Source organism: Streptomyces sp. NPDC059092, from assembly GCF_042756365.1.
Taxonomy (GTDB): domain Bacteria; phylum Actinomycetota; class Actinomycetes; order Streptomycetales; family Streptomycetaceae; genus Streptomyces.
The window spans coordinates 132,124-145,045 of sequence record NZ_JBHZEJ010000005.1 but is presented as its reverse complement, the minus strand read 5'-3'; the positions used below and the strand labels follow the sequence as shown (position 1 = coordinate 145,045).

Sequence of the window (12,922 nt, the reverse complement as noted above, 5' to 3'; positions counted from 1 at the left end):
CCGGCCGGGCTGATCAGGCTCATCGGGTGCCTCCGGCACCGCCGCCGCGGGTGTCCCCGGGGCCGTCGCCGCCCGCGAGCACGTCGAGCAGGTCCTCCGCCAGCTCCGGCTTGAGCAGCCCGTGCGCCAGCGCCCGGTCCGCGGTCGTACGGGCCATCGCGAGGTAGCCGGCGACGGCGCCGGGCGCGTGTGCGCGCAGCTCCGCGACATGCGCCGCGACCGTGCCCGCGTCGCCGCGCGCCACGGGTCCTGTCAGGGCGGCGTCGCCGGAGCGCAGCGCGTTGTCCAGGGCGGCGCCGAGCAGCGGTCCGAGCATCCGGTCGGGGGCGGTGACCCCGGCGGCGCGGAGGAGTTCCATGGACTGCGCCACCAGGGTGACCAGGTGGTTCGCGCCCAGGGCGAGTGCCGCGTGGTAGAGCGGGCGGGACTCCTCCGCGATCCACTCGGGTTCGCCGCCCATCTCGATGACCAGCGCCTCGGCGGCCAGCCGCAGCTCCTCGGGCGCGGTGACCCCGAAGGAGCAGCCGGCCAGCCGCTGGACGTCCACGGAGGTGCCGGTGAAGGTCATCGCGGGGTGCAGGGCGAGCGGCAGGGCGCCGGCCCGCAGGGCGGGGTCGAGGACCTGGGTGCCGTACCGCCCCGAGGCGTGCACGAGGAGCTGTCCCGGCCGTACGGCGCCGGTCTCGGCCAGCCCCTCGACCAGTCCGGGCAGGGCGTCGTCGGGGACGGTCAGCAGGACCAGCTCGGCGCGGGCCAGCACCTCGGCGGGGGTGACCAGCGGGACGTCGGGGAGCAGGGCGCCCGCCCTGCGTACGGAGGCGTCCGAGACACCCGAGACGGCGACGGGGCGGTGACCGGCGAGCTGGAGCGACGCCGCGAGCGCCGGTCCGACCCGGCCCGCGCCGACGACGCCGACCGTGAGCCGGGCGGGGCGGTCCCGGGGGTCGAAGGACTCTTGAGCTGATGCGTTCACGCGAGGGGCCTTCCGTTCCAGTCCGCAGGGGGTACCGGACGATTTCTCGCCATGCTACGCCAGCGTTTCGCACCCACACCCGAGTTGTCCACAGGCTGTGGGCGGTATCCACAGGCCTGCCGCGCCTGGCCCGGGGCGGGCCGTCGTCGGTTCATGAGCGTGACGCCCTGTCGGCCGTGGGAGGGCCGCTCACGCGTACCGTCCCGCGGTCGTACCGGCCGGGCGGCGGCGGAGCACGCTCGCCGTGCCGGGCGCTGGCCTGCCGCGCCGAGCGGGCCCGCCGCGCCGACGTCAGTCGAAGCGGATGTGGCTCAGCCCGACCCGGAGCTGCCGCAGCCGGTGACGCCGCCGTCCGTACGTGTTCGGCGCGAGCCGCAGCCCGGCGGACGCGGCGACGCGGTCCGCGACCTGAGGGAGCGTCAGCCGGTCGGTGCGCAGATGCTCGGCGAACCTCGGCGCGGCCAGCGCCTCCAGGCAGTGGTCCAGCTTCCTGACGGCGAAGCTCTCACGTTGCAGCCCCCGTCCCCAGCCGCGCTCGGTCAGCCGCCGCAGTACGGTGGCGCGTTCGGCCAGCAGCGCGAAGTGCCGTACGTCGTGGCCGTGCTCACGCAGCCGGCCGACGATCTCGTCGAAGTAGCCGGCGTCGACCAGGGTCATCGGCGCGATCACCGTGCCCTCGTGTTGCCGGAGGGCCATGTCGAGCATCTCGTACACGCCCTGCCGCCACGCGGGCAGATCCTGGAAGTCGTCGCGCAGCGCGGGCGGCAGCATCCGGTGCAGGCCGAAGCCGACGTGCTCAGGGTCGCAGACGACGCTGCCCGGCAGCCGCCGGTGGATCTCGAAGGCCGTCTGGGTCTTGCCGCCCCCGAACGGTCCGTTGAGCCACAGCAGCATCCGGATCAGCCCGCCCCGCCGCCCGCCCTGACCATCCCCGTCTCGTAGGCGAGGACGACCACCTGGACCCGGTCGCGCAGCCCGAGCTTGGTGAGGATGCGGCCGACGTGTGTCTTCACGGTCGCCTCGGAGAGCACCAGCCGCCCGGCGACCTCACCGTTCGACAGCCCCTGCGCGACCAGCATCATGACCTCGCGCTCCCGGTCGGTCAGCCGGGCCAGCTCCTTGTGCTGCGGCTTGCCGCTGCTGGGCAGCATCGGCGCGAAGCGGTCGAGGAGGCGGCGTGTCGTGGACGGCGCGACGACCGCGTCGCCGCTGTGCACCGCGCGGATCGCGTTCAGCAGCTCGGCCGGGGGCACGTCCTTCAGCATGAAGCCGCTGGCCCCGGCCTTGAGCCCGGAGAACGCGTACTCGTCGAGGTCGAAGGTGGTCAGGATGAGGACCTTCGGGGCGTCGGGCGCCGCGCAGATCCTGCGGGTCGCCTCGACGCCGTCCAGTCTGGGCATCCGTACGTCCATCAGCACGACGTCGACGGAGGTGGAGCGCAGGTTCTCGATCGCCTCCGCACCGTCCCCGGCCTCCGCGACGACATCCATGTCCGGTTGCGCGGCCAGCACCATACGGAAACCTGTCCGCAGCAGCATCTGGTCGTCGACGAGCATCACGCGGATCGACATCGGGGGTTCCTTGTCCGGTAGGGGCCAGCAGTGGGGCGGAGGACGGTGGGGCGGAGGGGCCGGAGGAACAGCGCCTAATGCGCCGCCTTCAAAGGAAGCAGCGCGCTGATCCGGAAGCCGCCGCCCGGGCGCGGGCCCGCGTCCAGCGTGCCGCCGACCATGCCGACCCGCTCCCGCATGCCGATCATCCCGTGGCCGCGCCCGTCGGCGCCGCCGTCCTCGTACAGTTCGTGCGCCGCACCCCGGCCGTCGTCCTCGACGAGCAGGCCGAGCCCGTCGTCGAAGTAGACGAGCCGGACGCTGGCGCCGACGTCCGGGCCGCCGTGCTTGCGCGAGTTCGTGAGGGCCTCCTGCACGATGCGGTACGCGGTCAGCTCCACGCCGCTGGGCAGCGGCCTCGGGGTGCCCTCGATCTTGAAGTCCACGGCCAGGCCCGCCTCCCGTACCTTCTCGACCAGGTCCTCGATCTGCCCGACGTCCGGCTGCGGAACGTACTCCCCGGTCTCCTTGCCGTCGCCGGTCCGCAGCACGCCCAGCAGTCTGCGCATCTCCGCGAGCGCCTGCCGCCCGGTGGTCGAAATGGTCTCCAGGGCCTGTTTGGCCTGGTCGGGCGCGGCATCCAGGACGTAGGCGGCACCGTCAGCCTGGACCACCATGACCGACACGTTGTGCGCCACGACATCGTGCAGTTCGCGGGCGATCCTGGCGCGCTCGGCGGCGACCGCCACCTTGGCCTGCGCCTCGCGCTCCTTCTCCAGGCGGGTGGCCCGCTCCTCCAACTGCGCGAAGTAGGCGCTGCGGGTCCGCATCGAGTCGCCCAGCACCCAGGCCAGCACGAACGGCACGACCAGTACGGCGGTGAAGAAGATCTGCCCCGTGAGGCCCGCTTCGTCCACCGGCCAGCGGAGCTGCGACAGCGGCGCGGCGAGCACGCCGCCGGCCAGCGCGAACCGGGGGGCCCAGCGCCGTCCGCCGCGCGCGGCGACGGTGTAGATGACCACCAGCATCGCGAAGTCGGCCGGGCTGACGTGCACGTTCAGCGCGAGCTGCGCGACACCTACGGCCGCCACCAGCAGCAGCATGTACTCGGGCACGTGCCGCCGCAGCGCCACCGCCACACACAGCGGGACGGTCAGGACGATGGCGATCAGCCGTGGTTCGACGCCGATGTTCTCCTGGACCGCCCACAACAGCGAGATCCCGAAGAGGAGGACAGCCCAGAAGCTGTCGACGCCCGTCGGGTGTCGTCGGAGAAAGTCGTAGAAGCGCTGCACGTAACCCAGCGTAGGGAAGCGGATAAGCCTGAGGGGTCAACCGGAGGATCGATCCGGTCGGCGGAAGCCTACTCCCCAAGGTGGAGACTTGGCCCCGTGACGGATGACGTGACGGGTGAGACGTGTAAGTCGCGGGAGACGCGAAGCGGCGGGCCCGGTTCCGGGCCGGTGAGCTGGCGTACGGCGGCCGAGGCCGCGCTGTACGGTCCCGGCGGCTTCTATCTGCGGCCCGAGGGCCCCGCGGGCCACTTCCGTACCTCGGTGCACGCCTCCCCGCTCTTCGCCGGGGCCGTCGCCCGGCTGCTGGTGCGGACGGCGCGGCTGCTCGGCCGCGACGAGGTGGCGCTCGTCGATGTCGGCGCGGGCCGGGGAGAGCTGCTGACCGGCGTGCTGGCGGCGGTTCCGGAGGGGCTGAGGGTGCGCCCGTACGCCGTGGAACGCGCCCCGCGCCCGCCGGGGCTCGATCCGCGCGTGGAGTGGTGCGCGGAGCCGCCTGCCGGGACCGTCGGGCTTCTCTTCGCGAACGAGTGGCTGGACAACGTGCCGCTCGACATCGCCGAGACGGATCCCGAGGGGGTCGTACGGTACGTCCTCGTACGGCCGGACGGCTCCGAGGAGCTGGGCGGACCCGTCGAGGGCGCCGACGCGCGGTGGCTCGCCCGCTGGTGGCCGCCGGCCGGGCCGGGCACCCGGGCGGAGATCGGCCGCCCGCGCGACGAGGCGTGGGCGGCGGCGGTCTCCACCCTGGAGCGGGGGCTCGCGGTCGCCGTGGACTACGCGCACGTACGGGACGCCCGGCCGCCGTTCGGCACGCTCACCGGTTTCCGGGCGGGCCGGGAGGTGGCCCCCGTACCGGACGGGACCCGCGACCTCACCGCGCATGTGGCGCTGGACGCGTGCGCGGACGCGGGGCCGCTGCCCGGTGCCGGACTCCTCGGCCAGCGCGAGGCGCTGCACCGGCTGGGCGTGCGCGGGGCGCGCCCGCCGCTCACACTGGCGGCCTCGGACCCGGCGGCGTACGTACGGGCGCTCGCGGAGGCCGGTGAGGCGGCGGAGCTGACGGCGCGCGGCGGCCTAGGGGACTTCGGCTGGCTGACGCAGCCGGCCGGGATCAGCCTGCGGGACCTGTGGGCGTCGGCGGACCTGTGACCTGCGGTCCGGGAACGGGGGGCCTGGGACGGGGAGTCGGGCGGCCCGGGACGCGGGCCTGGGGACCTGGGACCTGGGGACCTGCGATGTCGGGGTACGGGGTCGGTCCAGGGGGTTCGCGGTCCGTCCGCGCGCCTCTGAGAGACTGTCGCCCATGACGGAGACCACCCGGACGACGGTCGGCATCGGCGGCGCGGCGGAGAGCACCGACATGGTGCTCAATATCGGTCCGCAGCACCCTTCCACCCACGGGGTGCTCCGGCTGCGCCTGGTGCTCGACGGCGAGGTGATCCGGGACGCGGAGCCGGTGATCGGCTATATGCACCGGGGCGCGGAGAAGCTGTTCGAGGCCCGCGACTACCGGCAGATCGTGATGCTCGCCAACCGCCACGACTGGCTGTCGGCGTTCTCCAACGAGCTGGGTGTGGTGATGGCCGTCGAGCGGATGCTCGGCATGGAGGTCCCCGAGCGCGCCGTCTGGACGAGAACGCTGCTCGCCGAGCTGAACCGGGTCCTCAACCACCTGATGTTCCTCGGCTCGTACCCCCTCGAACTGGGCGGGATCACCCCGATGTTCCACGCGTTCCGGGAGCGCGAGGAGCTGCAGGCCGTGATGGAGGAGGTCTCCGGCGGCCGGATGCACTACATGTTCAACCGGGTCGGCGGCCTCAAGGAGGACCTGCCCGCCGGGTGGCCGGGCCGGGCCAGGCACGCGATCGCCGAGGTGCGCTCGCGGATGGACGTGTACGACCGGCTGGTCCTCGGCAACGAGATCTTCCGGGGGCGTACGCGCGGCGTCGGGGTGCTGTCGCGGGAGGCGGTGCACGCGTACGGGGTGTCGGGGCCGATCGCCCGCGCCTCCGGGGTCGACTTCGACCTGCGGCGCGACGAGCCGTACCTCGCGTACGGGGAGCTGGCGGACGTGCTCACGGTGGTGACCCGCGAGGACGGCGACTGCCTGGCCCGTTTCGAATGCCTGCTGGAGCAGACGCACAACGCGCTGGCGCTGGCCGACGCCTGTCTGGACCGGCTCGCGGAGCTGCCGCCGGGGCCGGTCAACCAGCGGCTGCCCAAGGTCCTGAAGGCGCCGGAGGGGCACACGTACGCCTGGACGGAGAACCCGCTCGGCATCAACGGCTACTACCTGGTGTCGAAGGGCGAGAAGACTCCGTACCGGCTGAAGCTCCGCTCCGCCTCGTACAACAACATCCAGGCGCTGACCGAACTGCTGCCCGGGACGCAGGTCGCCGACATGGTGGCGATCCTGGGGTCGCTGTTCTTCGTCGTCGGCGACATCGACAAGTAGACGGCCCTGCGGAGAACGCCCCGCGCACAGGTCCGGACGCGCTCCCGAACCTGTGCGCGGTGTGCCGGGTGCGGCGTTACGAGCTGACGGCGCCGCGCAGCTCGCCGAGGGGGAGCTGCTCCGTCACGTCGTGCGCGGTCAGGTCGATGACCTGACCGACCCCTCGCTCCTCGGCCCTGTGCCGCTCGGCGAGCGCCTCTTCGCCGACGACGTCGGCCAGGTCCTCGCGCGCGACGCGCGCCAGCCGGTCCAGGGGTACGGGCGCGGCGGCGGCCTGAGCCCGCGCCGGATCCGAGACACCCGAACCATCCGACGGGTCCGCCGCGTCCCGCGGGCCCGTGCTCTCCTGAGCCGCCGGCGTCTCCCTCTCGTGGGTGCCATCCTGGGCGTCGTCCTGGGCGCCGTCCTGGGCGCCGTTCCGCGTTTCCAGGACGTGGGCGCACTGGGCGCCGAAGAAGTCGAAACCTCCCTCGGGGCGGCGTCCAGGCCGGCCCGCCGGGGAGTACGGGGCGATCGCGGACGCCATCGGTACGGGAGGGGCGGAAGGGGCGGAAGGGGCGGAGGAGGCGGACGACGGGCGGCTGTGCTGCTCCGCGCCGACGGCCGCCGCGTGCTTCCCCTGCGGCTCCTCCGCCTCCGCGGCCCGCTCCGCGAGATCGCGGGCACGGGCGGCCTCGACCGTCCGTTTCACCTGCTGGGTCACGCCGTTGCGCGTCAGCTCGTCGAGGGCGCGCGCCGCTCCGACGTACGCGGCCTTGGCCGGCCCGCCGCTCGCGGCGGTCAGCGCCTTGGGTTCGGCCGCCGCCTCCAGGGCGAGCTGACGCCGCCCCTCCAGCGCGGTCGCCCGCTCGGTCTCCGCCGTGGCGTACCGGCGCAGCAGCGCGGCGTGCTCGCCGCGCAGGCCCGCCAGTTCGATCCGCTTGGAGCGGAGTTTGGCGTCCAGCTTGGCGCGCAGCTCGCGCGACTCCTCGACGTCGGCTTCCAGTTCGGCTATGCGCTCCTCGGTCTTCCAGTGGTCGCTCTCCCGGCCGCGTGTCAGCTCGGCGACCCGGTGGCCCGCGTTCCGGTCCCAGCTCCGCATGAAGACGGCGCCGCTGACCGCGGCGGCGGCCGTCGCCGCGATCAGCCCGCGGAGCACCAGAGGATCCGCGAACAGCCAGGAGCCCGCAGCGCAGAGAACCGCGGCTCCGGCGACCGCCGTCGGCGGCAGAAGCTTGTGGAGGGGTGGGGAATGGCGGTGGCGTCCACGTGGCATGGCCTGAAATTTACCGTGCGTGGACGCCGATTGGGGAACCGGTCGGACAATCTTTCCCGGCCTGTTGCCGACTCCGCTCCCCCATCCCTCCCTGTCGTCTCCTGTTTCCTCTACAGAACTCCGTTTTGCCTGCCGCGACTTACCGTCCGTTTACCGTTCGCGCGGCGCTCTTCGGCTACTTCTTGACCAGACCTTTGGACTCCAGATACTCCTTGGCCACGTCCTCGGGCTTGGCGCGCTCGGCGTCGACCTTGAGGTTCAACTGCGCGAGATCCGCGGTCGTCAGGGTGTCCGTCAGCTTGCCGAGGGCATCGGCTATCTCCTGCGAACCGGCGTCCTTGGCATTGACCACCGGCAGTACGTTGTCCGCGTTCTGGAGCTTCTTGTCGTCCTCCAGCACCACGAGTCCGTAACTGTCGAGGGTGCCGTCGGTGGTGGAGCTGAGCGCCATCTGGTCCACGCCGTCCTTGACCGCCTGCTTGGACTGCGGCGTACCGACTCCCTTGGGGTCGATGCCCGCTACATCAATACCGTAGGTCTTCTTGAGGCCCGGGGCACAGAAGGGCCGCACCTCGCACTCGTCGCCTGCCGCGATCTTGACTTTGATCTTGGATTTTCCAAGATCGGAAAGCGTCTTGAGGTTGTTCTTCTCGGCGAATTCCTTGCTGACGGCGAAGGCATTCTGGTCGACGGCCTGCCCGGCGGGCAGCACCTTCAGCCCGCGCGGCTCGGCGAGCTTCGTCAGCTCGGCGACCGTCGCCGTGACGTCGCTGGTGGCGAGGGGCTTCTCCTGCGCCGTCTTGGCCCCGTTGACCTTGGCGTTGAGGAATTCGGTGATCGTCGCGGCGTACTCGGGCACCACGTCGATCTCGCCCTTCTCCAGGGACGGTTCGTACAGCTCACGGTTCTTCACGGTCGTGACGGACGTGGAGTATCCGGCGCCGCCCAGCACCTGGGCGTACAGCTCCGCCAGCACCTTGGACTCCGTGAAGGCCGCGGCGCCGACGACCAGCGAGCCCTTCCCGCCCGATCCGGAAGCCGAACCGGATCCGGAGTCCGCACCGCCCTTGTCCTTCTCCAGGCTGTCGCCGCCGCACGCGGCGAGCGACACGCTCAGCGCCGCCACCGCGAGTACCGCGCCCGCGAAACGCGAGGTCTTGCTCATGATGTCCACTCTCCAAAGAAGCAGAAAAAGCCTGTCGTGATCACACGGGTCGTCGTCACACGGTCGTCGTCAGGGGGTGTCGCACACGGTCGTCGCCACACGGTCGTCGCCACAAGATCGCTGTCACACGGTCGCTGTCGTGTTGCGCACTCGGTCGCTGTCACACGGTCGTCTTCACACGGTCGTTCGTCGTGGCACGGGCGGTCGTACGGGCGGGCTCCCCACCGTCGGCGGGAACCTCGGCGAGGGACGGCGCCGGGTCGATCACCCGGTCCAGCGCCACCAGCACGCCCTCGACGAGCAGTGCCAGCAGCGCGACGAGCAGCGCGCCCGCGACCACCTGCCCGGTGTCGTACGTGTTGAACCCGGCGGTGATGATCCGGCCCAGCCCGCCCTGGCCCACCATCGCCGCGATGGTGGCGGTGGCCACCACCTGGACGGCGGCCGACCGCAGGCCGGTCATGATCATCGGGTACGCGAGGGGCAGCTCCACGCGGAGGAAGACCTGGCGCCCTGACATCCCCATGCCCCGCGCCGCCTCCACCACCGCCGGGTCCACGCCGCGCATGCCCACATAGGCGTTGGTGAGCAGGGGCGGCACCGCGAAGAGCACCAGCGCGATGATCGTGGGCACCGAGCCCGAGTTGCGCAGCGGAGAGACCATGAAGAGCGCGAGCACGGCGAAGACGGGGACCGCCCGCCCCACGTTGGAGATGTTGATCGCGAGCGCGCCCCCCTTGCCTATGTGTCCCAGGAAGAGCGCCAGGGGCAGGGCTATCGCGCAGGCGAGCGCCATCGAGACCCCGCTGACGACGATGTGCTCCTCCAGCCGCTGCCACACCCCGCCGTCGCCCGACCAGTTGGCGCCGGTCGTCAGCCAGCTCCACGCGTCCCCGAGAAACCCCATGGTCATCCCACCGCCTTCGCCGCGCGCGTACGTACGCGGGTCCAGGGCGTCAGCGCGCGCTGGACCCCGAGCAGCAGCAGGTCGGCCACGACGGCCAGCAGCACGCACAGCACGGACGCCGTCAGCACCTGCGCCTTGAAGAAGCTCTGCAACGCGTCGTCGATGAGATTGCCGAGCCCGCCACGCCCCACGATCGAACCGACCGTCGTCAGCGCGACCGTCGACACCGTGGCGATCCGCAGACCGGCCATGAGCGCGGGCAGCGCGAGCGGCAGCTCGACCTCCCAGAGCAGCCGCCCCGGCCCGTACCCCATCCCGCGGGCGGCCTCCCTGGCCTCTTCCGGCACCGATGCCAGACCCGCCATGATGTTCCGTACGAGAATGGTCAGCGAATAGAGCACGAGACCCGTGATCACCAGACCTGCGGAGAGCCCGAAGACCGGCAGCAGCAGCGAGAACATCGCGAGCGAGGGAATCGTGTAGAGCAGGGTCGTCAGGCCCAGTACGGGGGCGGTGAATGCGGGCCTGCTCCGCGCGAGCAGCGCGAGCGGAAATGCGACCAGCAGTCCTATGGCGACCGAGACCGCCGTGATCCACACGTGCTGGACCGTGGCGTCGATCAGCTCCTGGCTACGGGAGTGAAGATATTCCCCGCAGATCCAGTCGTTCGCCGCCAGGCATCCTCGCGTACCCATCCACCCCGCCTCCCCCGTCCGGCCGCGCACACACGCGCCGACCTCCACGACCTCCTACTCGGGCGACCCTATCCCCGACCTCTGACATTCGCGGAAGTCCGCCACATTCCAGCAACATTGCCTTCACACAACGCGCCGCACAATGGGGAACCATGATCCGATTCGAGCACGTCACCAAGCGGTACCCGGACGGCACCACCGCTGTGGACGACCTCTCCTTCGAGGTCTCCGAAGGCGAACTGGTCACGCTCGTCGGACCTTCCGGCTGTGGCAAGACCACCACCATGAAAATGGTCAACCGCCTCATCGAACCCTCGGAGGGGCGGATATTCCTCGACGGGGAGGACATAGCCGCGATCGATCCGGTCAGCCTCCGGCGCCGTATCGGCTATGTCATCCAGCAGGTCGGCCTCTTCCCGCACAAGACGGTCCTGGAGAACACCGCGACCGTCCCGCACCTCCTCGGCTGGCAGCGCGCGAAGGGCCGGGCACGCGCCGCCGAACTCCTCGATCTCGTCGGCCTGGACCCGTCCGTCTACGGCGACCGCTACCCCGAGCAGCTCTCCGGCGGCCAGCGCCAGCGCGTCGGGGTGGCCCGCGCCCTCGCCGCCGACCCGCCCGTCCTGCTGATGGACGAGCCGTTCGGCGCGGTCGACCCCGTCGTACGCGACCACCTCCAGAGCGAGTTCCTCAAGCTCCAGGCGGCCGTACGCAAGACCGTGCTGTTCGTCACGCACGACATCGAGGAGGCCGTCCGCCTCGGCGACCGCATCGCCGTCTACGGGCACGGCAGGATCGAGCAGTTCGACGCCCCCGCGGCGGTGCTCGGCACCCCGGCCACCCCGTACGTCGCCGACTTCGTCGGCGCGGACCGCGGCCTGAAGCGGCTCTCCGTCACCCCCATCGAGGAGGGCGACCTCGAACAGCCGCCCGTCGTCCACCTCGACGACCCCCTCGCGCGCGCCGCGGCGAAGCTCGTCAAGGAGGGCGCGCGCTGGGCCGTCGTCCTGGACTCCGACGACAATCTCCACGGCTGGCTCTCCGCCGACCGGGCCGCCACGGCGGCCGGCGCCGCGGGGACCGTAAGGGAGCACGCACGCCGGATGGAGGCGTGGCTTCCGGTCGGCGCCTCGCTCAAGCAGGCGTTCGCCACGATGCTCCAGCACGACGCCGGCTGGATAGCGGTCATCGACCGGGAGGAGACCGGGCGGTTCCTCGGGGTCCTCACCCCGGCGCGGCTGCACGAGGCACTGCGCCGGTCGATCGACGCGGACGCGCAGGCCATCGCCCGTACGGACGTCGAGCTGGAGACCGTGAGCAAGCTCGTCGCGCCCTGAGAGGCCGGAGAGGCCGTCCGTACGGCCGGCCGATCGCCACGTCGCCCGGCCGTGCGGCCCTGTTCAGTCCAGTCCAGTTCGGTTCAGTTCTGTTCAGTTCTGTTCTGTTCAGTTCGCGCTGAGCCTGCTCGACATCCACTCCAGGGCCGGCGGGATCTCCCGGCGCCAGGTGTTGAAGTTGTGCGCGCCGCTCTTGAGGATGATCGACGACACCTGTGCGGGCGCCTTGACCTTCTCGATGAACTGCTCGGTGGACTTGAGGTTCCGCTCGCCCTTCCTGGAGCTGGTGACGAGCAGCGACGAGTCGCCCTGGCGCCCGTGGTCCAGGCTCCACAGCAGGTCGGCCCGGTTGCGCAGCTTCTGGTCGCCGTGGAAGAGGTCGCCGGTCGTCGGGTCCTCCGCCGCCTTGTAGTACGCGGAGAGCCCGGCGCCCACCGAGTACCGCTCCGGGTGGTGCATGGCGATCTTCAGCGCGCAGTAGCCGCCCGTCGAGTTGCCGATGATGCCCCAGTTACGGGGCGAGGTCTTGACGCGGTACGTCTTCGACACGGCCAGGGGCACGTCCTTGCCGAGGAACGTCTCGGTCTGGGGGCCGCCGGGGACGTCCACGCACTCGGTGTCGCGCGGTGGCGCCACGGTGGGCCGCAGCATCACGAGGATCATCGGCTGCATCGCGCCGCGCCGGGCGAGCCGCCAGGCCGTCGACGGGTAGTTCAGGCCCTTGATCAGGTTCTCGGCCACCCCCGGGTAGCCGGTGAGCACCACGGCGGCCGGGAAGGTCTGCCGCGCGAACTGCCGCTGGAAGTACTCGGGCGGCAGATAGACGTACGCCGTGGAGTCGATTCCGGAGGCCTCTCCCGCGACGGCGACCTTCTGGATCTGCCCCGCCGTCGCCGGCCGGCCCCCACCGGGAACCGCTGTCCGCTGCGTGTCCATGACCGTCACGTGCCTGCCGTCCGCCGCCGCCTGGCCGACGACGGAACCCAGCTCCTGCTCCTGGCCGAAGAGATCGCCCCAGGTGCCGTAGAAGAGAAAGTACTGGTTGGCCACCAGACCCACCGCGGCGAAGATCGCCACCTGGGTGGCGAACGTGAGGCCGATCCTGCCGAGCACGGCACGCGCCGTACGCCGCGACAGCCGCGGCCAGAGCCAGATGGTCGCGACGAAGAGGAGAACAGCCAGCAGGACGGCCAAGGCCAGGACTTTACGACTGGTGAGACCCATGTCGACCGAGCTTTCTTCCGTGAGATTTTCCCGGATGCAGAGGAACCCTCCCCCTGAAAGCCCCGT

General features: G+C 71.5%; 12 protein-coding genes. 3 read left to right on the top strand and 9 right to left on the bottom strand.

The features are described 5' to 3' along the window. Window positions 1-19: 19 nt before the first annotated feature. From ACFXPL_RS05380 to ACFXPL_RS05365, 4 genes are all read right to left on the bottom strand, one after another. The gene (locus ACFXPL_RS05380; protein ID WP_384912787.1) at window positions 20-973 is read right to left on the bottom strand and encodes a Rossmann-like and DUF2520 domain-containing protein; all 954 of its coding nucleotides are present in this window, start codon (window positions 971-973) and stop codon (window positions 20-22) included. Window positions 974-1,264: 291 nt separating this feature from the next. Continuing rightward, window positions 1,265-1,867 carry an AAA family ATPase gene (locus tag ACFXPL_RS05375; RefSeq protein ID WP_384912784.1) on the bottom strand — a complete coding sequence of 201 codons (603 nt, stop codon included), beginning with the start codon at window positions 1,865-1,867 and terminating at the stop codon, window positions 1,265-1,267. A gap of 5 nt (window positions 1,868-1,872) precedes the next feature. Beyond that, window positions 1,873-2,544, bottom strand: a complete 672-nt coding sequence (locus ACFXPL_RS05370) for a response regulator (protein ID WP_384912781.1) — start codon at window positions 2,542-2,544, stop codon at window positions 1,873-1,875. A 74-nt stretch (window positions 2,545-2,618) separates the two neighbouring features. Beyond that, window positions 2,619-3,818, bottom strand: a complete 1,200-nt coding sequence (locus ACFXPL_RS05365) for a sensor histidine kinase (protein WP_384912779.1) — start codon at window positions 3,816-3,818, stop codon at window positions 2,619-2,621. Between the two features lie 168 nt (window positions 3,819-3,986). Here ACFXPL_RS05365 and ACFXPL_RS05360 point away from each other — a divergent pair, with 168 nt between their 5' ends. Then, window positions 3,987-4,967, top strand: coding sequence for an SAM-dependent methyltransferase (locus tag ACFXPL_RS05360; protein ID WP_384912775.1), 981 nt, complete (start codon window positions 3,987-3,989; stop codon window positions 4,965-4,967). Window positions 4,968-5,121: 154 nt separating this feature from the next. Continuing rightward, window positions 5,122-6,273: an NADH-quinone oxidoreductase subunit D gene (locus ACFXPL_RS05355; protein ID WP_384912772.1), complete on the top strand. Its 1,152-nt coding sequence runs from the start codon at window positions 5,122-5,124 to the stop codon at window positions 6,271-6,273. 76 nt (window positions 6,274-6,349) lie between these two features. Here the strand turns inward: ACFXPL_RS05355 and ACFXPL_RS05350 are convergent, their stop codons facing one another. The 4 genes from ACFXPL_RS05350 to ACFXPL_RS05335 all read right to left on the bottom strand — a co-directional run bounded on the left by ACFXPL_RS05350 (window position 6,350) and on the right by ACFXPL_RS05335 (window position 10,295). Beyond that, window positions 6,350-7,528: a hypothetical protein gene (locus tag ACFXPL_RS05350; protein ID WP_384912769.1), complete on the bottom strand. Its 1,179-nt coding sequence runs from the start codon at window positions 7,526-7,528 to the stop codon at window positions 6,350-6,352. 175 nt (window positions 7,529-7,703) lie between these two features. After that, the gene (locus tag ACFXPL_RS05345; protein WP_384912766.1) at window positions 7,704-8,693 is read right to left on the bottom strand and encodes an ABC transporter substrate-binding protein; all 990 of its coding nucleotides are present in this window, start codon (window positions 8,691-8,693) and stop codon (window positions 7,704-7,706) included. Between the two features lie 160 nt (window positions 8,694-8,853). Next, window positions 8,854-9,600 (bottom strand): ABC transporter permease, encoded by a 747-nt coding sequence (locus tag ACFXPL_RS05340; RefSeq protein WP_384912912.1) that lies wholly within the window; start codon window positions 9,598-9,600, stop codon window positions 8,854-8,856. Window positions 9,601-9,602: 2 nt separating this feature from the next. Beyond that, window positions 9,603-10,295, bottom strand: coding sequence for an ABC transporter permease (locus tag ACFXPL_RS05335; protein WP_384912763.1), 693 nt, complete (start codon window positions 10,293-10,295; stop codon window positions 9,603-9,605). 152 nt (window positions 10,296-10,447) lie between these two features. Between ACFXPL_RS05335 and ACFXPL_RS05330 the strand changes: the two genes are divergently transcribed. Then, window positions 10,448-11,632, top strand: a complete 1,185-nt coding sequence (locus ACFXPL_RS05330; RefSeq protein ID WP_384912761.1) for an ABC transporter ATP-binding protein — start codon at window positions 10,448-10,450, stop codon at window positions 11,630-11,632. 108 nt (window positions 11,633-11,740) lie between these two features. Here the strand turns inward: ACFXPL_RS05330 and ACFXPL_RS05325 are convergent, their stop codons facing one another. Then, complete coding sequence (locus ACFXPL_RS05325) at window positions 11,741-12,856, bottom strand: alpha/beta hydrolase (RefSeq protein WP_384912758.1); 1,116 nt, start codon at window positions 12,854-12,856, stop codon at window positions 11,741-11,743. Window positions 12,857-12,922 lie beyond the last annotated feature (66 nt).